Below are 24,031 nucleotides of genomic sequence, written 5' to 3'. Positions count from 1 at the left end.
CAATACCTTAGAAAAGTACGCTTTTGCCAATGTTATTCAATAACCACCAGTATCAGTAAATTCTGTCGCCACTTTGTCGCCATTTTTACTTGATTTTTGGCTACAACCCCATACTTGAAATAGGGTTCAATTCTGCTGCCTGAATCAGGTGATCGGGAGAGAAGTGTGAATAGCGCATCGTCATTTTAATATCACTGTGACCAAGGATTTTTTGCAGTACCAGAATGTTTCCTCCGGCTTCCATAAACCGACTTGCGAAGGTATGGCGGAAGACGTGAGTATTCTGCCCCTCAGGTAAGTCAGGGAATGTTTGGTTGATAATATAGGCGATGCCATGATGGCAGCCTTTAAACAGCCGATCCTTTTCTCCGGTTCGTTCGAACTCAATCAACTCGTTATAGAGCTTTTCAGTGATGGGAACGGTACGGTTCTTTTTACTCTTGGTATCAATGAAGGTAATTTTGTACTTAGTAATCTGCGGCAGACGCAGGTTATTAGCCTCTGAAATTCGGGCGCCAGTAGACAAGCAAATCTTACACACGAGCTCGAACTCTTTAGCTCGCTTACTTTTGGTGATTCTCTCGAAAAGTGCAGTTATATCCTCGTTCGACAAGAAGCCCATTTCAGATTCGGTCACGGGAATCGATTTAACACTGGCAAGTGGGTTTGGGTGAGTCCACTCCCCAAGTGAGGTGAGCTCATTGAACACGGCACGCATATATCTCAAATCGAGATTATTGGTGGGAGCAGAAATAAACTTGCCCGTGTCTGGCCCTATATGTCGGTGCTTAGCTTTTCTAGTCGAACGCCAATGAACAAAGTCTTTAGCGGTGAACTTAATTGCGAAAGGGTTACCGAGCTCTTCAACAATGCTGCAGAGGCGAGGGTAGACTTTCTCAGCCGATTTCAGGTGCTGGCCGTGAAGCTTATACCAGAGTTCGACTAAGTCTTGGAGGGTACGTAAGTCCTTCTTCTCACCAAGCCAAGGCTTATCATCAACCTCGGCCATAGTGAACTTTTCGAATGCAAGGGCTTCACCTTTAGTAGCGAAGCGCTTGCGAATACGCTTACCAGCTCGGCCCTGCGGGTAACACTCGCAGAGCCATGGCTTTTTGTTTTCGTTTTCTAGTTTTCGAACACTCACAACTGTTTATCGACAGCGTAAAATAGGGAAAGCTCTAGAACGAGGCGCACCAGGATACTCAGAGAAGCAAACTTTATCGGCAATAGAAGGTTGGGAACCAAATACTTCATCAGTGTGGTAGAAGGTGTCTGGATTGATACCTTGGTTCTCTATAAAACCCCATCCATTTTGCCCTCGCTTGAACTTGATTCGACCGTATTTTCTTTTTGCAACGGGGTAGCACAAGTGGGAGAAGAGATCTACGATCTCATCCGCTGTTGGGCGCTTTGTATAGTCGTAGTTCAAGCATAGAGAAATAATGTTCTCTAACTGTTTGCCTAAAGGAGATAAGTGTGATGAAGACTTTAGGTGTTGGATAGGGTCTACTTTTTTCTCTTGATGATAATTGATAATTATCTTAGCAAATTGCGAGGTGAACGGAGTTTCACCAGTAAGTAAAAAGTACATTATGGCTCCTATAGACCAGACATCTATGTGTTTTCCTGGGGCCGTTTTAGAAAGGACGATTTCGGGTGCCATGTATGGTAGGGCGCCAACTAGGGTTTTCGAACCTGCAATCGAGCTTTCTACATCACCTTTAGCATTAAATACTTGGTCTATTTCTTCATCTATCAGCTTAGCAATACCGAAGTCTGTAACCTTAATATCTTCGAATAAATGAGAGCCAACAACCATTATATTACTTGGCTTTAAGTCTCTATGTACGACACCAACTCTATGGGATGCTGCGACTGCTTTTGCTAAGTGATGACCAATAAAGGCTACTAGGCAGGGATCTAAGTAATGGAAATTATCACGAAAAACAGTATTTAAATCTGCACCGTTTATCAGCTCTTCGATAAGGTATTCCTTATCGTTGTAGGCAAAGTAATCTAGTGTCTTAGCTACATTGGGATGGATCACTCGCGCACTACATACAGCACTACTTTTAAATCGAAGGCTAGCAGATGCGTTTTTTGGGGTTTTAAGAGCAACCTTTCTATCTATATTTCTATCATAAGCGACAAAGACCTGTTGCATACCACCTTCATCTAGGTACGACTCAACTTCATATCGATTTGCTATCACATCGCCTACGTTGTGAATATGACTCATAATACAATCTCCGGGTGGGATGAAGAGAACGAAACGAATGAACGTTGTTCACCATCAAAAGTAACAACGCAAGCTTGGTGCAGTATATTACCGGGCTTAGCTGATTGATTGTTTAGGTATACATCACCTTCCACCTCTTGGACGACAAAATCAAAGCCGTTGTAGTAGATAGTAATTGCTTGGTTCGATTGAGACTTTAATCGTGCCGTTGGATTAGCGCTATTGACAAAGTGAGTGCCTGAAGACGTTACGAATGAGCCTGTATGCCATCCTTGAGTTATCTCTCTACCCAAGTGGTAAGTAAGTTCTTCTGCTGTTGGTCTATCTTCTGGGTTGTAACTAAGCGTTTTGGTTAGTAATTGGGTTAGCGTAACGCTTAAGCCTAGATGCGCAAATAGGGGAGCCGATTGTGGAACTTTAGGTACATACCCAGAAAAGTTACATGCGCCCCCGAACGCCAATTTGTGCATTGTCACACCGTAAGAAAAAATATCAGCGGCAAAAGACACAGTAACACTTTGTTCACTATGTAATTTATAAATTTCTGGAGCCCTATACTCTAATGTTCCAAACCCATTTTGGGTTTGATGAGGGTCACCTTCTCGTGATACTCCAAAGTCGAAGATTTTAAGTACGCCCTGAGCGTCAAACTTAGCATTTTCAAGTTTTATATCGCGGTGGCAGATACCAGATTTATGAATGTCAGATAGGCCAAATGCTAATTGGTACCCTAGTGATAGGATTTCTGCCTTACTACATTTTCCAGATTTATTGACTAAGTCTTCACCCGACAGATACTCTTGATAAATATCAATACTTGTTGGAGTGTGGACTACATCATAAAGGTTCACGACGTGCTTAGAATAAACAGATTTCAGTAGTTTTACTTCTTCCAATATGGAATCTATATCATCTGCGGTGCTCGTATTGATTGTCTTTACTGCGACATTTCGATCTAAAAATATATCTGAATACAGTGCGACACTTCCGTAAGAGCCGTTATCAAGGTGTTTCTGGTATTTATATCTTTCGCTAGCCATAGCTGAGTCTCAATTATTTAATATCTTTAGTATTCTTATCTTCAATTTCATTCTCACACTCTATGTCCCCGATCAAGCGACCATCGTGATCGAACATTTGAGTTTGTATTGACGTTATTTCAACATCTACGGAATCTAAAGAATCAATCACCTTAGTTGTTTTTTTCTTTGAGGTTGAACGAGCCCTTTTGTTTTTCTTAGCTTTAGGGGGAGTAACGTCGTTCTGGTCTTCAGTTTCTTCAGGTCCAGTGATTAGAGTTTCTGGTTTCGGGAACACAAAGTTGCCATTAAAGTCCCACAATTCAATGTAGTTGTGGGAGCTCTGTTCGTTATCTAACGCAAATTCAATGTGTTTAGAAAAACTGATGTAGAGACCACTAGCATTGTCGTGCCCACCCAGCCAATTGGATAAATGGATGCAGCGTTGTAGAAACTCGCCTGGATTATCACAGTTTTTGTATAGCTTCTGTAGGTTGTCTTCACCTATTAGAGTGATTCCGTCTGACGTAATAAAGAAGTCACTATTCGAAGAAGAAAACTCAACATCGACCTCTAAATCGCCCTCCATTCCAATGAACTTGGTTAGGCCATTGCGGAGCGCCAAAGCATCATTTAATCCAATGCCTTCAAACTTGCTTAGAAAGCTTTTGACGTCGTCATCTTCTGTGATTTGAAGTAAAGATTCGTTATTGTCGCACTTATAAATTCTGCTATCACCGACGTTGACAGTGTAGAGCTCTCCGGGTTTGTGAGAGACAATCGCGGAAAGAGTCGCACCCCCTTTATAATTTATCTCACTACATACTTTCTCGTGGGCTTCCTCGACGGCCTTTGCCATCGACAGCTCTATAGAGTCATATAAGTCTAAGTTTTTAGCTAGTTCGGTCAGGAAACGACTAACGGTAATGGTAGCTGCTAAGCCTCCATTAGCCATACCACCCATTCCATCACTAAGAACGTAGCAGTAAACATAAGTCGACAGCTTTGAACTGAAGAAGCGCGCAACAAGCGCCCGATCTTCATTTTCTTTTCTGACTAAGCCTAGTGTTGTTGCAAATACTGCGTTGGCATCATGTGCAACCGCAACTCTATTTGCATTAACCGGGCGATTTAGCCGTTTGATAAGTAAATCTTCCATTTAGTTAGCTCAGTTTGTGTTTAATATCGTGTAGTAAGTAATAGAGTTTACTATCTCTATAATTGTTTATTGCCACGTTATCGCCTACATAGTAGAAAATGGCAATAAATTTAATTGCATATAGTGTAGTTACCTAACTAGACGAATATATGCAATCGCTAACCCCTAAACTCCCCATCGAAATGGTGGTTTAGGTTAAGCTTATCACGCCACTGCATCTGTTCTTTTTTAGAAAGATTGCAACGCCTAATAAAAGCGATCCAATTGACAGGATCATTCAAGTGTTTTCGAGCGAGCTTGTTGATGCCCATGATTTCAAAGAGTTTAAATAGCATGGTTACTTGCCTCTGTTTTAGTCAACCTCGACCAATGCTTGCATGTTAAACATGCTATAGAAACTATCGTGATAACCATTGCGACGAGCATCCCTAAGTTATTGCAAGCTTATGATGCAATTCGTTTAGATTGCGGAAGACATAGTTATCTCTTCATCGAAAACGTTAGGACATTTCACAAATTTCAATCAGTTAAAATAAGCCTCAACAATTTGTGAACCTAAATTTTTATTGCAGTATTCAGTATCCATGAGGATGTTCACTTGAAAGGCACTTTCGTCAGCCTCGCTCAACGTATGGCCTAATACACGCTTGCTGAAATCGTCAAAGGCCACCGTTAAAATTGCCCATAGCCGAGGTACGTTATGGAAAATTTCGGTATAAATATCTCCCTTTCTAGGAGAGCTTTCCATAATTGCAGAACATAGCTTTCGTGAGATAAATTTGTCCTCTTTCAGGGAAAACTTAAACCCAGCGATGCTTTGCACATCGTTGATGCACTTATCAATATGAGTTGTGTTTTTTAGATCGTCCAGCTCTTCTGTGAACTTTAAGCAGTTAAACAATAGTGAAATAATTTCTGTAAATACTCTTTCATTATGAGTCATTGGCTTAGCTTCGTCTTCTATCACTTCTTCTTCATCTCCATAGCCACGCGCCCAAGCACCTTTATGTCTTGCTCCGATACTTCAATCGTTGAAGTATCAAACGCGATTGCCAGCTTCTTGCCTGGTAAACGTTGTAAGTAGTTGATAGACAAGCGTCCGTCTACATCAATCAAGTAATCACCTGAGATAGGGTCCACTGACTCTTTGTTGATGTAGTAAATCCCAGCGTCGTCTTCAATGACTTGAGTGTTTGATGGTTTTAGACCAAAACGCTCAAGAGTCGCTATGTCTAGAGACATGCTACCGGATTTTTCTAATGAACCACCCTCAAGCTTGTACGTTGCTAGGTTCTCATTCGGACTGCTACTGCCAGAAAACGGTTCACCTTCACCAAGAGCAAGGTATTTAACTGATGCTCCAGATGCTAGGTGTTCTCGAACAATTAACTCATGAGCAATTCGATCGTGATGATGCCAAGTTAAGATGGTCGATTTTGGGATTCCGTAGTGATCGGCGAGCAGGTTATAGCTATCACAACCCGTCACTATTTTTAGCCTATCCGTAAATTCGCGACCACTTGAGTACTCGAAAGGGGGAACCTTAGCTGGAATTCGACTCATTTCATTAGCCCTGTCATAAATAGATCTAGATCCCGAAATCAATCGCTGTCGATTTTATTTTCAATCAAATTGAATTTAAAACTTGAACTGATTGCGTTTTCGATCAAATATAATTTCATATTCAATTGATGCTGTCATGTTCCACCAATAGGCATCAATAAAATCTCAAAAGCATAGGATACCACTTATGGCAGCACTGCAAATAGCAATTGATGCGCCTGTATGCACAAAAAAGGAATTTTTGCGTCGTACTGGCATGTCTTCCTCTTCATTTGATCGCCAAAAAGACCTTGGCAACATTCCTATTGTTCCTAAAGACGCTTCTAAAGGTCTGATTTTGGTCAACATGGTTAAGTACAACCAAAAGTTAGCGGAGCAAGAAGTATGAGCTTCGCAACGTTACCTAAAACCAAACTCACTCAGCAAGACACGAGTGAGTCATGGGAAGACAAGTACCCAAACGAATGTCCGCTATGGCTCAATATCGTTGGCTGGTCATTCGTTTTCGTTCCGTTTTTCTTCATTTGAGTATTAGTTATGGACGCAAATAACTCAATGTGCGTATTACGTGAACGCAAACAACAAGCTTTTGATGCAGCTTGCTGTGATTTTGTCGTCAATCACGATGTTGAAGCCATTGCCCGTAAATTAGAGATGAGCGGCACAATGCTTCGCAATATGCTGAACCCAAACCAACCGCACGTTCTTAAACCTGTCGTGCTTGCTTCTATCAGCCGAGCCTCTGGTGATTACTCAATCGTAAATACGTTATTTGCAGAGGATGGGGTAGTCACAGTTCCAATCCCGAATGCCAAAGACAACTTGAACCTATTCGAACGAGTTTTAAAACACTCGGCATTTTCTGGTGAGCTTTCTAGCGATGCATTATCTATGTGCAACGCAGAGCGTTTACCACGATCCACTAAACGTAAAACCCTTGCCAAAGCACAAGCAGCGTTAGGCAATTTGGTTTTGCTCATCAATGACCTTGAACACCGCACCACAGGCCTGCAGCCACTTGTACAAATAGGCACAGACTTCTTGGCTAATGGTGCGCCTATCCCCGGCTTAGCCTAAGTCGATAAGGAGATAACAAACCATGAATCAGTTGGCTGAAAAAACAGAACTAAACCCTGTTCCCAGTGCGCAAGAGAGCATCGCGAATGCCAAAGCGCTATTCAATGGGCAAGCAATCCGCTGCAAGTTAGAAAAGATGTTTAACGAGCTGCCAGACAAGAGCCGAGGTTTAGTGCTTATTGCGGGTGGCTTACCTGCCAAAGATTACCAACGAGAGTTTTCGTCTTTCGATGATCTAGAGCTGCAAAAGATTCGCATAGGCATGAGTTATGTGAAGCAGATGGTCGTCGATTTAGACAATGAGCTTGGCGACGTTCGCCGCCTCAAGCATTACCAGTTCAGTAGTACCCATTAAACCTAGCCAGCCCTTTGCCCCTGTAACAGGGGGCTTTTTTTCGTCTTAGCGTAGGAGCATAGAAGATGAACAATCCCATAGCCAAAGTCGCTATTAAGCGCGCGATTCTATCTACCATCAATAGTTTGTATGCGTTAGCCATGGAGAGTGCAGACGTCATCAGCATTCGAATTGAGTACTCATCAAAAATGAAACTGATGAACATTGTCGTTTTTTCGGATACCACCACACACCACGCCCACAATTTGGTGCTACTGGACAATGAGAAAGCACTAGACGATTTGTTAGCAGTGGAAGACTTGATCATCGAGCGAGTTGCACAGCTACGTGACGAGTTGGAGGTGGTGGCATGAGCAACATATACGAACACCTATTCAACCAGTCATTTGAACAAATAGCAGCACGCTTTGAAAAAAGCAGCACAGCACAGCAAGAAGAAATTGTGATTCAGCTTGATGCTATCGCTAAAAAGTTAACTCCTGTTCAAACCCACCGCCCATTGGAAGACGTTTTATCTGACATTAAAGAAGCAATGCAGGGCGATCGTGCAAGTGTGTTTTTCGCTCATACCTATGTGAGCTGGTACCGCTCTTATCAAAATGAGAATGCCAAGCCACAGCTACACCATTGGTCACAGCTAGATATGAAAAACCGCAGCCTATTTATTGAAATGCTTGCCTTGCGTGATCTTGGTCGTTGGGACGATGAAGCACTTTTTCAATTCGAACAGTACTGCTTGTCAGTTATTGGTAAGTAAGGGGAAGTTATGAGTTCAACTACCGGAAAAGTACAACCTCGTGAGCTGTATCCAACACCGCCAGAAGTTGTCGATGCACTGTTATCAAAGTTAACCGTTCGCCCAACCGACAAGTTTTTGGAGCCTTGTTACGGTACTGGTGCAATTTTCGAGAAGGTAGCTTTGCCACAAAGCCAGAAGTCATTTGCTGAAATCGAAAAGGGTATTGATTACCTAACTACTGATTTTGGTACCCAAGATGTGATCATTACCAATCCACCGTTTTCACTAACGGAAGAGTTCATCCGTAAAAGTTTAAGTGAGTTAGCCCCAGACGGGACAATGGCATATCTACAACGTGTTAACTATTTAGGTTCTAAAAAGCGTTTACCTTTCTGGTTTGAAATCGGCTTTCCGCCAAAGTGCCCAATCATCGTTCCTCGCCCTCGCTTTGTGGGCGGTGGTTCAGATTCATGTGAATACGCTTGGTTTATCTGGGATAACGGCAATCGCTTCGATATACCTCAAGGGTTAAGTCATATCGTTTCAATTGGTCATGAGGTGGCAGCATGAGTAATAACGAGCTAAACAACCTAATCACTGAGGCTCCACAAGTAAGTGCAACAGTAAAGGCAAAGGTAGGCAATATTATTGCCGAACATTGGGGAGAATCTGGAGTCCCCCCAGAGCTTAGACGTTTTGTAACTAAGGCGGTAGCTAAAGCTGAAGAAGCTGGCGACGAAGGCGAATTAGCTATTTATAACGACCTTAAGCTTTTTCTTTCACATCAAAAACAGAATCAAAGCCTTTCACGGGGCCACTGTCTTTGAGTAAGTCAACTAAACCAAAATTTGCTAAGGCGTTAGTGAGCTTAACCAATTGGTCTAAGCCTCCAACAGTAACGGTTCGATATTCAGTTCTGCCATTTATCCCAAGGATGGCTGCGTGGTATTCAACGCTGTCAATTTCGGACTCGTTACTTTTCAACCAGTCTGAGATTTGGTCGTCATTAGCCAATTTGTTGTCTGAATTTATTAACTTAGTTTTCATTGAAGTGACTCCAGTTGCGTATCTTAAGTTGAGATTAACACATTGAAATCATTAAGCTACTATCAGCCTTTAGCTCCGCTTAAGTTCAAATGGCGAACCCCTCTTGTTGCTCTAGACGAGAAGGATGCTTGTGTTGAGCCAAGTTATCGCCCAAGGGTTCAGGTAGAGCCTGACGATTTAAGTGTTATAGAGCGCAGGCTCTATGAAGCAAACCCACGAGACTTCGAATGGATCTCAAGCAAAATAAAAGACCTACCCGATTACCTAACCAAGTACTTTGTTGGTCGCTATGTCGATCTATTAGAAAAAGACGGCTACCAACAGGCGAACTCATTTCTTAGAACAAAAGTTGCTCCCTCTTCAGAACGCGCCTTGATGGTGCTAAAGCAATACAAATCTTTACCGACCACGCAAAAGGTCGCGTTGCTGTCTAAAGAACTCGGAGAAGACGAAGATTCGTTTCACCCCGCTTTCTTTACAGAGCATCGTAATCCAGATTACTTACAACAAGGTCAAACATCATTTGATTTTAAAGATGTTGAAAGCAAGAGAAAACCTATTAAATCGCGGTTGTTAGCAGAACTCGACAAGAGCGAACTCAAAGAGATGGCCTTTAAGCTATCGGTCATCGTTGTTAAATACCAAACCAAACTAACCGAACATACAGATTGCAACACTCCAGAGGGAGAAGAGATCGCCGCGCTCATGACATACCGCCAAACGGCAGAGCTCATCGAAGGGTTTGGAATTAAACCACCGGGTGCTGGCAAAAAGCTCAAGCCTGAAAACATTTTCCAGTACATCTCAAAAACTCGCTGTGAAAAGTGGTGGTTTCGTTGCCTCTCCAAAGCAAGAAAAGTCATGCGTGAACACTTAGCCATTGCTATGGGGCAAGTCTCAAGCAAGGCGTCACCCTATGCGAGTTGGGATTGTGTTCGAGAGCATAAAGAGCAGCAGCACCGTAACTGGCAAGCCATTCAAAACATGATGCTGTTCGATGAAGAAACGGAAGAACAAACCGAGCTAAAAGACATGGTGCTTAAAAGCGTGTCTAACCCTGCCATTCGTCGTCATGAGTTGATGACCCGTTGCCGTGGCTGTGAAAATATTGGTAATGAGTTGGGTTTGCAGGGCTTGTTTCTTACGCTGACTACCCCTTCGAAATACCACAATAGTTATAAAAAAGGCGGCTTCATTGATCATTGGAACGGAGCAAGCCCACGTGATGCGCAAACATACTTAAATAATGTGTGGCAGCGTATTCGAGCAAAGTTAGGCCGTTTGGGTTTGCGTTGGTTTGGTGTTCGTGTTGCAGAGCCGCATCATGATGGAACACCACACTGGCATTTACTGATCTGGGTAAAGCCTCAAGATGTACTTCGTATTACCAATATCTTCATTCAATACGCAGTGATGGAAGATGTAGCAGAGCTGCTACCAAAACAGACATGGCCGAAGGTTGGTCCTGCAAACTTTGTTCAGCCGCTGCTTGATAACCCATTTAAGGTTTACAAAAAGGTCTACGAAAATAACTTCCCAATTAAGCCTGTCACTCGTCGCCCAGAAGTAGAGCTACCCGATTCAGTGCAAGTTTGGCCTGTAAAACAGCAAGGCTTAACCACGCATAATTTAGACTACACACCCCGTTGTGATGTTGGGTTTATAGACCCAGAGCAGGGAACCGCTACTGGTTATATTGCCAAATACATTTCTAAAAATATTGATGGCTATGCCATGGATGAAGAAATCTCAGATGAAACAGGTAAATCAGTCAAAGACATGGCGAAGAATGTAGGTGCTTGGAAAAGCCGTTGGAATATTCGTCAGTTTCAGTTCTTTGGTGGTGCACCGGTTACCACTTATCGAGAACTACGCCGTTTTGCCAATCAAAACAAAAAGGCCTTTATGGAATACCTCTTCATGCAAGAGCGTGTCGACTTACTCACTATTTACTCGATGTTACAGCGTGATCTTGTTGGGCCAATCAAACCTAGCAAACTTATTACCAATTCTGAGTTGATGAAGGTGATCGGTGATAGCTATCAAGCTAGGGGAGACTCAAAGCAGTCAAGAATCGCAGGAACACTCGCTGCGGCTGATCATGGTAACTGGCAAGGTTACATCATGGGGCAGGGTGGTCCGTTTGTTAAGCGTGACGATCTGTTGATAGTGAATTCATATCAAGTGCTGCCTTTCGCTTCTCCTCATGGGGAGGACGTTCGCAAGATTGAAGGTTTTACAACGCCAGAAGAAACCATCAAAACCCGTACTAAAATCTGGACGATTATCAAGAAATCAAAAGTTAACGAAGATGCTGAAGCGAGGGCTCTTGCTCTTTCTGGAGCCTCTGGCTCCTCTCGGAGTTCTGTCAATAACTGTACGGAGCCTGAGAGAGTACAGGTCTGCGATCAGCTAACCAGGTTATTAGAACCAGTGAAGAAACGGGTGAGTAAATCACCAAATATTGATGAAGCGGCACTGGCCGCACTGCTAAAAGGCAGTTCAATTCGCATCGACGATGACACAAGTATCCAAATTCGCCCCGCGGAGGTAGACGAACACGGCAATAAACGCCCTGCTCAGTTGGTAGAAGTGAGTCGTCAACGTTCGGAAGACACCAGTTGGATGGATTTCGAAGGTTGGGACAATCTATTCGCTCAACCGGAAGAACAAGAGTATCAACAACCCGACCTGTCGATTTTCCCTAGTGGGGATGACTGGCCATTGGTGTAGGAGATAAAGTGAATTAGTGGTGTTTGTGTTTTCTTGGTGTGATGGTCTTCAAGTTTATTGAAATTCATTTTTTAATATTTAAACCTAGTGAATTTGTTATAAATAATGGCTTATTTATTATATTTGTTTTAATGCATGTAGTTGATTTTCAAGTGTTTGTATTTGTGTTTTTTATTTTAATAGACGGTTGGTATTAAATTTAATATTTACCTTTGTGGTAACATAGTGCTCTAGCCGATTTTTTGGGGAAAAATGAGGTGTTGACACTAAAAAACAATTTGGCACTATTAATTACACCCTCCTTCCTCATGTCATCCAGGTCATTATTTATTTAAGTATTATTGCGCCTTTTTCAAATCTTATCCGAGAGCAGTTGTATTCGTTTTGAGATGCGTATGGTGTCAATTAGTTGGTTAAGCCCAGTAATCACGAGCGACTTTGGAAACTTTAAAGCCGTGATAGCTTGATAAATATATGAGTCAAAGTGTGCCGATACAGATGTACTGGCTGTTTGATTGAGCAATGAAACTGTGGTTCGTAAAGAAGGAAAATGACATATGAGTGAAGCAGGTCTAAGAATTCAGGTAGAAACCTGTATGGATATACAGTATATTTCCAGTGTCACTGGTAAGGGTATTGATATGTCTAAAGAAAAGCAGCTATTTCAATCCGCTCTGGATGTAATTATTGATGGTGTTGCCGTCAGTACGGCAGAAGAGGGAAGAGAGGAAGCGGGGCGAGTACTACTTGAGGGAGTACTGCCAAGGTTTGCTCATCTTTTGGATGATGAAAAAATAAAAGCCATCCAGTCGATAATCGGGATGGCTGATGAAGCGGAGAGTCCAACTTTTAAGTTATAGAATGGAAAGCTGCTGTTTTAACTCTTCTCGATGTTCAGGTGCTAAAGCCTTAACCATATTAAAAGCTAACTGCGAGGTGGTTTTGGCACTAGGGCTTAAAGTGTGACTATAAGACAGATTCATCACAAATGTATGCCCACACTCTGGGTCACTACATGAGCAATACAAATCCGCATACTTTGTACTCATTCTGTTTGATTTCTGGATGCGGCTTCTCTCGCCGCACTCTGGGCAAAGGACTCTCATAACATTGACCTAACTTAACTGACTGACAGTACAATATTACGTCAATGACTGTGTTTTTGTACAGGTTTATGCGTCTTGTGCAATATTTAAATCAAACTTCATGTGCAGGTGCTTAGGCACTTCTGGGTCACTATTCACCGCTCGCTCAAATACCTTACAAACTGGGATTACCTCGTATTTATCGTACATTTGGCTCACCTTGATTGGGTCAGGCATGTTCGCGCCTGTTTGGGGCATCATTCCACCCATCCCCGCAGGGAAGCGGTGGCCTGTGAAAATATCTTGAGTGGAAATGTTCTTCACTCGTTCGAAGTCATCCTTAGTGGCAATATCTCCAACCGGAATGATCTGCACCCCTTTCTCTTTGCCGTTTGGAATGTTGATATACATCGAACGGAAGTTGCCTGGGCCCTTTGCTCCTTGAAGTGCTTCTTGCAAACGTTGATCGTCTTCATCACTCAGGTTTGGGTCACTGGTGTAAAAAATGTAACCCATGTGGGCGCCGTTCTTGTAGTAAGCGCGTCTGAACAAGGTGGCATCTTTATTGAGCAACGCACTTTGCAAGCTGCCCAAGTAATCCGGTAAACCATAGATTTGCTGTTGTGGGTCATACTGGCCTGCAAAAATCACATCTTTAGCCTTATAGACCTTTTTCTTGTCATCCCTAAGCAGTTGCACAAAATCACCGTTCTTACGTTTGCGCATGTGCATCATGGGCAAGGGAGTTAAACCAATCACCTTTTTAAAGTGGTTTCTTAGCTTCAAAAATCCGAAATGGCCAAACCCGAAGTAATCCCAGCTAGCGTGGTTTAGCTCATCGGGTGACATACCGCCGCCTTGAATAAACCGTCCACTAACATAGTTAGAACGTGCTTTAAGTAAAGAACCATGATGACCATTCGTATTGGCTATATCGGCAAGACCTCTAAGCGATACTGGCGGCTCCCAGTAGTCATCCATGTCGTTGTAGAACAATTCGCAGTAGTTGGTTATCCAAGAGTTAGAATCTACGGGCTGCGCGTTATCAAATGAAAAACAAGAAATGCTCTTCTCTTTGGAGGTATTTGATTGTTCGGTGGTCATTTGTTTTGTCATGCTGCATTCGCCATCACATATTTAGATTTAGTCGGGGAGGAGTGATCGAGAGGTTCATTAATCACTGCGTGAGAAATCGCCCAAAACGCGTCAGCGTGGCCAACCAGTTCACTGCGGTCAGCTTTAAACGTCATGTTGTTGCCAGAGTTGGTCGCTACGCGCTTAATTGCCATAAACGCCATCGCCATATCTTTGTGCTCTTCATCGAACTGCAGGCGGCTGGCGTCAATCACGTCAATCATCTTCATTACAAGACGGTTTTTGTTATCGTTCGAATAATGAATGGCAACCGCTTCGCGCGGGTGCTGTTTGCTGAGTAGGTCATAAACACCTGCGCCAATCCCTGTTACATCGATGCCGAGATAGGTCACGTTGTAGCACTTAAACACTTCACCAATTTGTTTTGCCTGGTACTGGAAGTTGAGCCCTTTCCAATAATGCTTTTCGAGCACACGAAACTTTTCACCCGGCAACGCAGGCGGAGCAACTACAACTAAACAGGCATTGTCTCGGGTTCTTGAAGGGTCATAGCCTAACCATACCTCGCGAGCACCAATTGGGCGTTTGGCTTTTGGGTCAAAGTCTTGCCACTGTTTGCTGTCCACCATGCATCGCATGACTTTGTTAAACTCGAAGATGGATGCTGCCCCATCAACGAAAATACACATAAACAAGTTCTTAAACTCGTTGTCGCTGTATTCGTCACGTAGGTCTTCGATATCTACCAGGTCAAACCCTTGAGCGACAGCATCTTCCATCGTGATGACGTAACGCCACTGTTTGTCGGGGCATAGTCGGCCACCATCGCGGTATTCATCAAAAGTAGGGAACTCGATGTTCTTGCGCGTTTCTTTGCCTTGGCGCCATTCATCACCCGTCCAAAACGGGTAAGCAGGGTGGGTTTTACTCGATGGCGTAGAAAAGTAAGTTCGTCGCCACTTCTTATGGGTTGCAATCGCAGACGAGACCTTCTTAACCTCGGCAAACTGACCAATCCAAAAATACTCATCGGTGTAGAGATGGCCAGAGTAGGATTGAGCGGTTTTGCCGTTAGTCGAGAGAAAGCGTAGGTGTGCCCCGTTCGAAAGCACAATCGGGTTGCCGGTCAAGTCGATATCCCAAAACTCTTTGGCAATGCGAATTATGTATGTACGGAACACTTCAGCTTGAGCGCGAGAGGCCGAAAGGAACAGTTGATCGTCGCCGGTTAAAATCGCGTTTTCTAGCGCTTCACCAGAAAAGTAGTAAGTGGCGCCAATCTGGCGAGATTTAAGAATGTTCCGAATACGTTGATTAAGGTTTTCACGCATCACCTTTTGGAAGGCATACAGCGAGTTATGCCAGTCAGCAAAGCTGCCTTCAGTCAGTTCGCTTATGTCGTTTTTAACTTTGCGCCCGCGCTTCTTACTTTTTTGATTCCCATTACCAGATTTACCGTTATGGGTAGGTTGTGGCTCCGAGCTGGCTTGCGCGGCTCTTTCAATCTTAGCTTTGGCATCGGCATTCGCTTTGAGCAATTTCACATGATGCTCAATTAGCTTATCCATCTCTTTAAGCTGCTGATCGGACTTTTCTGGTAAATCAATCAGCACTGCCAAACGGCGGTTCACCATTTGTTCGACAGATAGTTCATCAAGTAACAACGCCCAGCCGAATTTCTCCGCCCAGGTATAAACGATACGGTCGCTATTTAGCTCTAATTGCGCCGCGATTTGTTTAGGAGAAACGCCGCGAATATATAGCTGCTTCGCGTCTTCCTTTATCTGTTTTGAATAAGCCATAAGCGCATCATACGCCTGCTTAACATGCTCATTCACAAGCAAAAATTCGGACGAGTTCGGATATGGCGTGTATCCGAATTCTTCAGAATTTAAGTGGCTGAAACGCCCCATTCAAAGGCGTATTGTTAGCTCAAATCGAGTGGTTATTAACGAATTTGAGTACGAGAAATGCCAAAAGCAAGTGACTGGAAAATCATCGCAACTGAAGGGCCAACTGTAGACGGGCGCAAAATCACTCGTGAGTGGATTGAGCAAATGGCTGCAAGTTACTCAACAGATGAATATACCGCACTGATTTGGCCAGAGCACCGTCGCTTTTATGGTTACGGTGAAAACTGGGGAAAAGTCTTGGAGCTTAAAGCTGAAGAGAAAGACGGCAAAATGCGCCTATTCGCCAAGCTTGAGCCAAACGAATACATGCTTGAAGCCAACCGCAAAAAGCAAAAGTTGTTTACCTCGATTGAACCAAACCCTGATTACAAAGGTGAAGGGCGTTGTTATCTGATGGGCCTAGCTGCGACTGACTCTCCTGCATCCACAGGCACATCGCTCCTTCAGTTCTCGCGTAAGCAGGGTGAAACCACCGAACTTGAATGCAGCGCATTAGAAGAAATCGACTTCTCATCCTGCTTTACCAAAAAAGACCGCTTCTTTGCGGCATTCAATGAATTTTTCTCTTCTGGCGATGAAGAGCCAGAAACGCCTAACGATCCCCAGAACGAGGATGAAGAAATGACCAAAGAGCAATTCGCTCAATTGATGGGAAAGCTTGAAGGTATCGAAACCAAACAGGCCGACCTTGAGAAACAGCAAAACGAGTTTAGTAAGCAGCTAAACCCTGAGCCTGAAGCCGAAGTGAAACCAGAAGAGATCGAGAAAGGTGTTAGCGCCGAGCAGTTCTCTCAACTGAACGAAAAGTTAGACGGCATCATCACCCAGCAATCAGAGCTAGATAAGCAGTTCAAAGCTTTGTCTGAAGAATCCCCAGACCAGCGTCCAGACCCTTCTGGTCATGATGCTCAATCTATGGAGGTTGTGTAAATGCTGAATGCAACTTCAACCAAATACCTAGAAATGTACTGTCAGCAACTTGCCAAAGACAACGAAGTCGCCGACGTTTCGAAGCAATTTAATATTGCGCCACCGATGGAAACTAAACTGCGCCAGGGAATCCTGCAATCCGTTGGATTCTTGGGAATGCTCGCAGCAATGCCTGTTGACCAAATCAAAGGTCAGGTAGTTGATGTGGGTAACAGCGGATTAATCACGGGTCGCAAAACCAATGACCGCTTTTATGCAGAGCTTGGTCAAGGCGGTCATACCTACGAGCTTACCGAGACAGACTCAGGTGTGTTCATTACATGGGAAATGATGACCCAGTGGGCTAACTCAGGCAGTAAGAATGAGTGGGCGAAGCTAATGAACAACGCCATTACTCGCAACCTTGGCCTCGATACGCTGCGTATTGGCTTTCATGGTACTCACGTAGCGGCTGGCGATACTAATCCTACAACGTATCCACTGGGTCAAGATGTAAATAAAGGTTGGCTCACTATCGTCAAAGAAAAAGCACCGGCACAAGTATTAGCCTCAGCTACGCTAGACCCAACAGGTCAAACGGCGGGCTCATACAAAAACCTTGATTCGTTAGCGAATGATCTAGAGAACACTGTGATTCATGAAGTGTTCCAAGGTGATGATGAGCTAGTGATCTTAGTTGGCCGTGATCTTGTCGCCGCAGAGCAGCACCGCTTGCTCGAATCGGCTGATAAGCCAACAGAACACAAAGCAGCCCAAAGCCTGGCCAAAACCATTAATGGTCGCAAGGTGTATACGCCACCGTTTTTCCCACCTAAAGCGATGTGGATTACCACGCTGAAAAACTTGCAAGTGCTCACGCAAAAAGGCACTCAGTGGCGTAAATCGCGCAATGAAGAAGACCGTAAGCGTTTCGAAACGTCTTATCTACGTATGGAAGGCTACGGTGTAGGACGCTTTGAGAAATTCGCCGCGATTGAGCAGGTCGACATTGTAGACCCTAATCCAGCACCGTAAGGACTAGCCCATGGTAAGCCCACTCAGAAAACAACGTGACGCGATTTTACTTCGCGTCAAACGAAACGATGCCACTGCAAACGCAGCGGCATCAATAGAAGTCGCAAATCAGGCGCTTTCGGCTTCGGCAGATAGCCTGCACATCAAACTGGTTGAGTTCGAGCAAGACAAACTCGCGCTGAAAGAATTCACCCAGATTGCGCAAAAGGTTAATCACAAGCGTGAAGTGCTGATCCCGAAGTACAAGCCAATGGTTGAAGCTTACCTTGAAGCTGGTGAAGCGTATCAAAACCCAATCTTCACTGATCTTATTGTGTGGATGTTTGATGCGGAAGAACTCGACACGGCCATTGATTGGTGTATTCAAGCCATTGAAAAAGGCTTGCCGACACCGGAGAACTTCAAACGCCCTTGGCCAGAAGTGTGTGCAGATTTCGTTTTAGAGTGGGCTGAAAAAACCTTCCCAACAGGCAACAGTATTCAACCTTATTTCAATCAAGTGCTCAACAAGATTGAAAGCGACTGGGCCGTTAACGAAAAGCTTCATGCTAAGTGGCTCAAGTTCGCGGGTTATGCGTTGCTAACAAACGAAAAAGGTCAGGTGAAACCCAGTGATGTGGGCGACTTGGAAAAGCTCGAAAGCGCACTGGCATTTATGACCAAAGCACACGAGCTGCATAACAAGGTGGGCGTAACCACCAAGATTAAAGAAGTTCAATCGCGCATTAACGCGATTCAAGAGGGCAAGAACCTCTAAAGCTCCTACGCCGCCGCGCTCGGCTGGCGAGGTTGCAATAACCCGTGTGGTTCATTGTAAAACCGTCGACCCAGTGGCTAGAGCGCACCAATTTTGAACAAGGAATTGCAATGCTTACAGGCGGAAACAACGGCTACCAAGACACCACCATTACCAATAATGGTTTCTGGCCAGACATCAACGCAGGCGATTTTGAGCGCCGACGTGGTACACCGCCAGCACAGGATGCTGAGCGCATTGCTTTTGCGTTAGCCAATGCTGTTTCTGCATGCAATTTAGAGTTAGCTAGCCTTGAAGCCAAGTACCAGGCAGAGGGGATTGTCAAAGCCGTCGATGTTCAATCCTTTCCGGTCGTGTCTGGAAAGAACAACGTAGTGATCCAGTATGAAGCGGCGGTGTTTGCTCGAGCTAAAGCCGATTTACTCCCCGACTTCAGTACTGTTCACCAAAAGAAAGAAGGTGATCATCTAGCAGAGCGAAGTGCTGAAACTAAAAACGAACTGCTGGCCGAGTGTGCGCGCATTATCCGCGCTATGAACGGGAAAACTAGAGCAACGGTAAGTTTGATATGAGCGAACAGTACCAAGCAGGCTACAAACTGCGTGATCTGAAAGCGTTTATTGAAGCGCGAGTAGGGAAAAAAGTCGCCATGCGTATGAGCGCTGAAATGCAAGACATTGAACTGAAGTTGACGCCAAAGTTTATGGGCAATGGTAGTTCTCAACTGATGTTACAGCGCTACAAAGCTGAGTTTTACTTTGACCGCTTCCCTTACCAAGAACAAAGCCCCGCAGTCCTATTTGCCAATATTGGCGCCTGGTTGATGGACAACGATGAAGAGCGTGAGCAGCAGTTGTCTGAGCTGAGCGACCCAGACATCGAAGTCGTGATAGAAGACGCCAGCAGTGCTGAGCTGATTATCGAGGTGATGTTTGAAGAGCCCGTGAAAGTGATTGAAGACCCACAGGGGCCAATTTACTGGGGCGGCAAACAGTACCGACTTGAAGATTACGATATTTGGACCGCAACCAAGCTACGAGATGTGGTGATAAACCATGCTCCAGATTAAGGCCGACGAACACAGTTTTTTACGAGCCAAAGAGCAAATCGCACTGCTCACGCTAGACAGAAAAAAACGCACTCGGTTGCTAAAAAAGCTCGGCGCTCAGTTAGCCAAGCAGACCCAAAAGAATGTCAGAGCCCAAAGCAATCCTGACGGCACTAAGTGGAAAGGTCGAAAGAAAGGGCGCAAAAAAATGCTGATGGGGTTCACCCGTAAAGTGAAGCACTTTCAGCGCAATAGTAACAAGACCTTGTTTGTTGGCTGGCCAACAGCTCGCGGAAAGGTGGCTTATCAACACCACAATGGCATAGCGGAAGAAAGCGGATTAACTAAGCGAAAGCGCCAAGCAAAAAAGAATAAAGAGCCAAGCAAAGATGACAACGCTCCCCGAGAGCAAGCCAAGCATCTGCGCGATCTTGGTTTTAGGCTAAAGCCACAAGGTAGGCAAAAGCGCGGCAAGAAACCAACCCTCAAGTGGATAACTGAAAACATGACACTTGGGGAAGCGACAAAAACCATTCAAGAGCTGGAGAACAAAACTCCCGCTAGAGATTGGCAAGTAGGAAGACCAGAACGACAGCTGATCGGCATTAGTCCTAAACGTATGGCAATGATGATTAAGCGAGAACTCAAACGCAATAGGAGTAAGTAACTATGGCATGGCCTACCGTTACCATCATTATTCAAAACCTTATGCAAGGGCCTATCGCCACTGTAGACAACCACTTCCTATTTGTGGGTTATGGCACTGTCACGGGCGAAGAGCGTCCACTTTACATGGTTGACTCGACCAGTGATCTTGACGATGTGCTCGACAAAGCGAGTGCCGAGTACCTTGCCAATCTCAAAGCCGCGCAGCATAACGCAAAACAGAATTGGACTGCGGGTGTGCTCATCTTAGACCAAGGTGACAATTGGCAAGACGCGGTGAAAAAGGCTAACGAAGTCTCAAGCTTTGAAGCGACGGCGGTACATATCCCTGCTGCAGATAAAGCCTTTATTGAATCGGCGAACACCTTGCGAACAGAGCTTAAAGTTTCACTGGGCCGAGAAACATTTGTGATTTGTCGTTTGCCAGCGATTGACAATAACGCCACCACAGGCAAAACGTGGGAACAGTACATCGCAGATTGCACTGCTATCGTGACAGACGTTGCGAGTGAATACGTTACGGTCATCCCAACCTTACACAAAGACCTCGATACCTTTGGTAAAGGCGTTGGACGTATGGCCAATGGTGAAGTCTCAATTGCCGATTCACCGGCCCGCGTGATGACCGGCTCTGTGGTCGGTAACACTGAGTTCTTAACCGATAAGAACGGTGACAGTTTACAGCTCGCGCATCTCAAAGCGCTGGAGTCGAATCGCCTATCAGTGCCGATGTGGTATCCAGACTACCCAGGTCATTACTGGACAACAGGCAATACCCTCGATGTGCCAGGGGGCGACTATCAAGATATTCGTCATATCCGCGTAGCAATGAAAGCGGCTCGCTTTGTTCGCATTCGCGCCATTGCACGAATCGCCGACCGTAAGTTCAATTCAACGCCATCGGCCACCGAAGCTGCGAAAATCTATTTCACTCAAGACTTGCGACGCATGGCACGTACGGGCGATCCAGGTGAAATCCTACCGCCAGAAGAAGACGACATTCGCATTAAGTGGGTCACCAATGAAGAAGTTGAGATTTACATGCAGGTTCAGCCTTACGACTGCCCAGTAAAAATCACTGTCTACATCAGCGTTAAGAAAGGGGAGGTTGCCTAATGAGTCGCCGAATTTCTACCCGTAGTTTTGATACCAACTTACTTGGTGAGTTTATTCATGTTGAGAGCCTCACTGCCAATATTTCCGATTCGTCTGAAGTCGCTAAGAGCGGCGGCATTCCTGATGGTTTCACTGACGGTGAAGTGAGCTGTGAAATCGAGCTTGAGCTTGATGCTAAGTACTTCAAAGTCGTTCACAGCGCGGCCAAAGCTTCAGGCAGTTACCGCAACTTACCACTAGATGATTTGATGTGTTACGCCAACACCGGTGAAGAAGAGCAGAAAGTCGAGTTCTTTGGGGTGAAATGGTTGATTGAAGACATTCTCAACATTGATCCGTCGAGCTCAGATAAACACAAGCGCAAGCTCAAAGGTTTAGTCACTAGTCCACTGTTCGTCAAGATTGATGGGGTGCCATACCTCAGCGAAGACGATACGCGCTATGTGCTGTAGGTGAAGGGTAAACCAATGACGGATGTGATTGATCATGCAAGCGGAACAGAAACCCAATTCACCAAAGTGGCACTGGCTAACCAGTTGTTACGGTCTAGCCAAAATGCCGAAAAAGAGAGCGCGTTGGATTGCGAAGAGTGTGGCGAGCCAATCCAAGAAGCGCGAAGAAAAGCAAGCAAGGGCTGTCAATTCTGCATTGATTGTCAGTCGCTTCTAGAGCGGAGGTAACTCGCCCTTATGTTGAAAGAATGGTTCGACAAGTTCACCAGTGGCCTAGTGTACCTGATGTCATTGCTAGGAATGGGCATCAGCAAAATGACCTATGAGCATTGGTACTTTACGGGGTCGCTTGTGATCGGCGTGCTTGCACTAATTTTGAACTACTGGCACAAGCGCGAAATGCAGCGTATTGCCACTGAGAAAGGAGTCACGGTCAGTGAAACTGAGTAAAAAAATCGTCTGCTCTGTGTTGGGCGCGATTGCTCTAATTACAGGTGGTGTTGCGGTTGATAGTACTGAGCCTGTTGGTCCGGTTGTAATTCAGCAGCAAGAACTGGGTGAGTTGCGTGTTAGCTCGGCTGCTCTTGAGCTGATTGGTAATGCAGAAGGATGTCGACAAGACCCATATCGCTGCCCTGCAGGTTTAGCTACTAACGGAATTGGTAACACACATGATGTTCCGAGTGCGACGGTGTTGTTAGAGCAAGTTGCCAAAGATTGGGTGAAGAATATTCAAAGTGCCGAGCGGTGTATTACCAAAGCCGAAAGCATATCCGGTATTGCTATGACTCAAGGCCAGTTCGACGCCTTTACCAGTTTTGCCTTCAATACCGGATGCACTAAGTTCAGACGTAACGGGAATGGCAGTGCGACCCAGATTTACAAACACATTATGCAGGGCGAATACCTTAAAGCGTGTGAGCAGTTAAAGCGTTGGGTGTACAGCGGCGGCAAGAAATACAACGGGCTGATCGTGCGAAGAGGGCTTGAATATGCTCGGTGTACCCAAGTCGATTAAATGGTTGTTAGTGGTAGCGGTATTCGTCGCAATCACATCCATGTGGTTATTACTCAAGGCTAGTAAGGCCGAACAAGCTGCATTAAGGGCAAGGCTTGATGCAGCCAAAGCGGCTAATCAAACCAGTGAGTTAACCATCAAGACATTACGGCATGACCAAGAGTACGTGAATGAGTTACTGGTCAGCCGCGCTCATAAACAGCAGCAAGACAAAAGGCAGTTAGATGAACAAATCAGCGAACTGGAATCACAACTGGAAAATGTGGAATGCCGCATTCCTGACAGTGTTACTCAGCGGCTGCAGCAGCCGTACTGATGCCATCCAGACACGAGTCATTGTTCAACTGCCACCGGCGGGGCTGATTGTCCCGTGTGAAAAACCAAATGTTAAAGGCACATGGCCCGAAATCGCGACCGAAGATATTCCACGGTTGAAAGATGCCCTAGGGCGATGCGCTGACCAAACACAAGACTACTTAAACTGGCGAGCCGAGCAACAAGCATCGCTGTCAATCAACAAAGGATAATCTCATGTCTAATCAACCGACATTCGCACTAAAACCTGTTGTCGTTACGGTAGGTGATACCGACTTCACCTTCACTCCGACGGTGACGGATGCTAACAACTATTCAAATGAAGTGATGCCAAGTAGCAAAGTGGTGCCTGCATATCACTACCTCACTCGTAGTGTTGACCCTAAGCAAAAAGACGAACTGAAGGCCTACTTAGATGCGGTACCAGGTTTGACGATGCAGTTATTCGCAACGGTCAGTGAGGCCGCTAAGGGTGGCATTACCATCACGCTAAAAAACTAACTGAGCGGGTTGAGCGTATCGAGCAGAACGGTATCGAACAAGCGCTCACCCTGCGCAGATTCTACTTACCCCATGAAGGGGACGACGAACAAAACCTAGCCCGAGCCATGTGGCTAGAAAAGCGAGATAAGCAACGAATGGAGGCAGCGGTGCAAACCGCCATCGCCAATCTGTTCAATAGCAGGTAAGT

At 45.0% G+C, this 24,031-nt stretch carries 34 protein-coding genes; 24 read left to right on the top strand and 10 right to left on the bottom strand.

The annotated features are described in order from the left end of the window. Positions 1-100: 100 nt before the first annotated feature. The 6 genes from VIA_RS07880 to VIA_RS07855 all read right to left on the bottom strand — a co-directional run bounded on the left by VIA_RS07880 (position 101) and on the right by VIA_RS07855 (position 5,980). Entirely contained in the window at positions 101-1,144 is a 1,044-nt protein-coding gene (locus tag VIA_RS07880; RefSeq protein ID WP_004412273.1) for a phage integrase, read from the bottom strand. A 6-nt stretch (positions 1,145-1,150) separates the two neighbouring features. Then, the gene (locus tag VIA_RS07875) at positions 1,151-2,239 is read right to left on the bottom strand and encodes a serine/threonine-protein kinase (protein ID WP_004416125.1); all 1,089 of its coding nucleotides are present in this window, start codon (positions 2,237-2,239) and stop codon (positions 1,151-1,153) included. Continuing rightward, the gene (locus tag VIA_RS07870; RefSeq protein ID WP_004416128.1) at positions 2,236-3,279 is read right to left on the bottom strand and encodes a protein kinase domain-containing protein; all 1,044 of its coding nucleotides are present in this window, start codon (positions 3,277-3,279) and stop codon (positions 2,236-2,238) included. The genes VIA_RS07875 and VIA_RS07870 overlap by 4 nt, the downstream gene beginning before the upstream one ends. Positions 3,280-3,292: 13 nt before the next feature. Beyond that, positions 3,293-4,417, bottom strand: a complete 1,125-nt coding sequence (locus tag VIA_RS07865) for a PP2C family protein-serine/threonine phosphatase (RefSeq protein ID WP_004412272.1) — start codon at positions 4,415-4,417, stop codon at positions 3,293-3,295. A 523-nt stretch (positions 4,418-4,940) separates the two neighbouring features. Next, on the bottom strand, positions 4,941-5,384 hold the full coding sequence (locus tag VIA_RS07860; protein ID WP_004416134.1) for a hypothetical protein: 444 nt from the start codon (positions 5,382-5,384) through the stop codon (positions 4,941-4,943). Further along, positions 5,381-5,980, bottom strand: a complete 600-nt coding sequence (locus VIA_RS07855; protein ID WP_071816284.1) for a phage repressor protein CI — start codon at positions 5,978-5,980, stop codon at positions 5,381-5,383. The genes VIA_RS07860 and VIA_RS07855 overlap by 4 nt, the downstream gene beginning before the upstream one ends. 187 nt (positions 5,981-6,167) lie before the next feature. On the opposite strand from VIA_RS07855, the gene VIA_RS07850 reads away from it, so the two are divergent. The 7 genes from VIA_RS07850 (at position 6,168) to VIA_RS07825 (ending at position 8,721) form a co-directional block, all read left to right on the top strand. Then, positions 6,168-6,368 carry a hypothetical protein gene (locus VIA_RS07850; protein WP_004416137.1) on the top strand — a complete coding sequence of 67 codons (201 nt, stop codon included), beginning with the start codon at positions 6,168-6,170 and terminating at the stop codon, positions 6,366-6,368. After that, positions 6,365-6,508, top strand: a complete 144-nt coding sequence (locus tag VIA_RS22325; protein WP_004412266.1) for a hypothetical protein — start codon at positions 6,365-6,367, stop codon at positions 6,506-6,508. Before VIA_RS07850 ends, VIA_RS22325 begins: the two co-directional genes overlap by 4 nt. A gap of 9 nt (positions 6,509-6,517) precedes the next feature. After that, positions 6,518-7,057, top strand: coding sequence for a phage regulatory CII family protein (locus VIA_RS07845; RefSeq protein WP_004412265.1), 540 nt, complete (start codon positions 6,518-6,520; stop codon positions 7,055-7,057). A 22-nt stretch (positions 7,058-7,079) separates the two neighbouring features. Then, complete coding sequence (locus VIA_RS07840) at positions 7,080-7,412, top strand: hypothetical protein (protein WP_004412264.1); 333 nt, start codon at positions 7,080-7,082, stop codon at positions 7,410-7,412. Positions 7,413-7,477: 65 nt separating this feature from the next. After that, positions 7,478-7,765, top strand: a complete 288-nt coding sequence (locus VIA_RS07835; RefSeq protein WP_004412263.1) for a hypothetical protein — start codon at positions 7,478-7,480, stop codon at positions 7,763-7,765. After that, positions 7,762-8,169, top strand: coding sequence for a hypothetical protein (locus VIA_RS07830; protein WP_004412262.1), 408 nt, complete (start codon positions 7,762-7,764; stop codon positions 8,167-8,169). Before VIA_RS07835 ends, VIA_RS07830 begins: the two co-directional genes overlap by 4 nt. A gap of 9 nt (positions 8,170-8,178) precedes the next feature. Then, positions 8,179-8,721 carry a class I SAM-dependent methyltransferase gene (locus VIA_RS07825; RefSeq protein WP_004412260.1) on the top strand — a complete coding sequence of 181 codons (543 nt, stop codon included), beginning with the start codon at positions 8,179-8,181 and terminating at the stop codon, positions 8,719-8,721. A 195-nt stretch (positions 8,722-8,916) separates the two neighbouring features. On the opposite strand, the gene VIA_RS07820 is transcribed toward VIA_RS07825, so the two are convergent. Beyond that, positions 8,917-9,198, bottom strand: coding sequence for a hypothetical protein (locus VIA_RS07820; protein WP_004412258.1), 282 nt, complete (start codon positions 9,196-9,198; stop codon positions 8,917-8,919). Positions 9,199-9,240: 42 nt separating this feature from the next. Between VIA_RS07820 and VIA_RS07815 the strand changes: the two genes are divergently transcribed. Both VIA_RS07815 and VIA_RS07810 read left to right on the top strand, forming a co-directional pair. Continuing rightward, on the top strand, positions 9,241-11,931 hold the full coding sequence (locus tag VIA_RS07815) for a replication endonuclease (protein WP_004412257.1): 2,691 nt from the start codon (positions 9,241-9,243) through the stop codon (positions 11,929-11,931). 557 nt (positions 11,932-12,488) lie between these two features. Beyond that, entirely contained in the window at positions 12,489-12,791 is a 303-nt protein-coding gene (locus VIA_RS07810) for a hypothetical protein (protein WP_004412256.1), read from the top strand. On the opposite strand, the gene VIA_RS21660 is transcribed toward VIA_RS07810, so the two are convergent. The 3 genes from VIA_RS21660 to VIA_RS07800 form a co-directional block, all read right to left on the bottom strand. After that, on the bottom strand, positions 12,786-13,037 hold the full coding sequence (locus VIA_RS21660) for an Ogr/Delta-like zinc finger protein (RefSeq protein ID WP_004416141.1): 252 nt from the start codon (positions 13,035-13,037) through the stop codon (positions 12,786-12,788). The two genes, VIA_RS07810 and VIA_RS21660, sit on opposite strands and share 6 nt — an antisense overlap. Positions 13,038-13,103: 66 nt before the next feature. Next, positions 13,104-14,132, bottom strand: a complete 1,029-nt coding sequence (locus tag VIA_RS07805; RefSeq protein ID WP_004416143.1) for a phage portal protein — start codon at positions 14,130-14,132, stop codon at positions 13,104-13,106. Further along, the gene (locus VIA_RS07800) at positions 14,129-15,913 is read right to left on the bottom strand and encodes a terminase large subunit domain-containing protein (protein WP_004412253.1); all 1,785 of its coding nucleotides are present in this window, start codon (positions 15,911-15,913) and stop codon (positions 14,129-14,131) included. Before VIA_RS07800 ends, VIA_RS07805 begins: the two co-directional genes overlap by 4 nt. A 168-nt stretch (positions 15,914-16,081) precedes the next feature. On the opposite strand from VIA_RS07800, the gene VIA_RS07795 reads away from it, so the two are divergent. The 15 genes from VIA_RS07795 to VIA_RS22650 all read left to right on the top strand — a co-directional run bounded on the left by VIA_RS07795 (position 16,082) and on the right by VIA_RS22650 (position 24,029). After that, positions 16,082-16,954: a GPO family capsid scaffolding protein gene (locus VIA_RS07795; protein WP_004412252.1), complete on the top strand. Its 873-nt coding sequence runs from the start codon at positions 16,082-16,084 to the stop codon at positions 16,952-16,954. Beyond that, positions 16,955-17,968 (top strand): phage major capsid protein, P2 family, encoded by a 1,014-nt coding sequence (locus VIA_RS07790; protein ID WP_004412250.1) that lies wholly within the window; start codon positions 16,955-16,957, stop codon positions 17,966-17,968. 10 nt (positions 17,969-17,978) lie between these two features. Then, positions 17,979-18,725 (top strand): phage terminase small subunit, encoded by a 747-nt coding sequence (gene gpM / locus VIA_RS07785; RefSeq protein WP_004412248.1) that lies wholly within the window; start codon positions 17,979-17,981, stop codon positions 18,723-18,725. Between the two features lie 110 nt (positions 18,726-18,835). Beyond that, positions 18,836-19,297, top strand: a complete 462-nt coding sequence (locus VIA_RS07780; protein ID WP_004412246.1) for a head completion/stabilization protein — start codon at positions 18,836-18,838, stop codon at positions 19,295-19,297. After that, a complete protein-coding gene (locus VIA_RS07775) occupies positions 19,294-19,794 on the top strand; it encodes a phage tail protein (protein WP_004412244.1) in 501 nt (166 codons plus the stop codon). Before VIA_RS07780 ends, VIA_RS07775 begins: the two co-directional genes overlap by 4 nt. Beyond that, positions 19,781-20,440, top strand: coding sequence for a phage virion morphogenesis protein (locus VIA_RS07770; RefSeq protein ID WP_004412242.1), 660 nt, complete (start codon positions 19,781-19,783; stop codon positions 20,438-20,440). Before VIA_RS07775 ends, VIA_RS07770 begins: the two co-directional genes overlap by 14 nt. A gap of 2 nt (positions 20,441-20,442) precedes the next feature. Next, on the top strand, positions 20,443-21,555 hold the full coding sequence (locus VIA_RS07765) for a DUF2586 domain-containing protein (protein ID WP_004412240.1): 1,113 nt from the start codon (positions 20,443-20,445) through the stop codon (positions 21,553-21,555). Then, entirely contained in the window at positions 21,555-22,007 is a 453-nt protein-coding gene (locus tag VIA_RS07760) for a phage protein (protein WP_004412238.1), read from the top strand. Before VIA_RS07765 ends, VIA_RS07760 begins: the two co-directional genes overlap by 1 nt. A 15-nt stretch (positions 22,008-22,022) precedes the next feature. Beyond that, positions 22,023-22,235 (top strand): TraR/DksA C4-type zinc finger protein, encoded by a 213-nt coding sequence (locus VIA_RS07755; protein WP_004416148.1) that lies wholly within the window; start codon positions 22,023-22,025, stop codon positions 22,233-22,235. 9 nt (positions 22,236-22,244) lie between these two features. Continuing rightward, positions 22,245-22,457, top strand: a complete 213-nt coding sequence (locus VIA_RS07750) for a hypothetical protein (RefSeq protein ID WP_004412234.1) — start codon at positions 22,245-22,247, stop codon at positions 22,455-22,457. Next, entirely contained in the window at positions 22,444-23,025 is a 582-nt protein-coding gene (locus VIA_RS07745) for a lysozyme (protein ID WP_004412233.1), read from the top strand. Before VIA_RS07750 ends, VIA_RS07745 begins: the two co-directional genes overlap by 14 nt. Positions 23,026-23,065: 40 nt before the next feature. Further along, positions 23,066-23,341, top strand: a complete 276-nt coding sequence (locus VIA_RS21540; RefSeq protein ID WP_244262975.1) for a hypothetical protein — start codon at positions 23,066-23,068, stop codon at positions 23,339-23,341. Next, a complete protein-coding gene (gene lysC / locus VIA_RS21655; RefSeq protein WP_244262974.1) occupies positions 23,250-23,552 on the top strand; it encodes an Rz1-like lysis system protein LysC in 303 nt (100 codons plus the stop codon). Before VIA_RS21540 ends, lysC begins: the two co-directional genes overlap by 92 nt. Before the next feature lie 4 nt (positions 23,553-23,556). After that, positions 23,557-23,841: a putative phage tail assembly chaperone gene (locus VIA_RS07735; RefSeq protein ID WP_004412231.1), complete on the top strand. Its 285-nt coding sequence runs from the start codon at positions 23,557-23,559 to the stop codon at positions 23,839-23,841. 17 nt (positions 23,842-23,858) lie between these two features. After that, on the top strand, positions 23,859-24,029 hold the full coding sequence (locus VIA_RS22650) for a DUF6890 family protein (protein ID WP_425273946.1): 171 nt from the start codon (positions 23,859-23,861) through the stop codon (positions 24,027-24,029). Positions 24,030-24,031 lie beyond the last annotated feature (2 nt).

This window comes from Vibrio orientalis CIP 102891 = ATCC 33934, from assembly GCF_000176235.1.
GTDB classification, from domain to species: domain Bacteria; phylum Pseudomonadota; class Gammaproteobacteria; order Enterobacterales; family Vibrionaceae; genus Vibrio; species Vibrio orientalis.
Note: the sequence above shows the minus strand (reverse complement) of the source record. Positions and strands in the feature narration are given on the sequence as shown.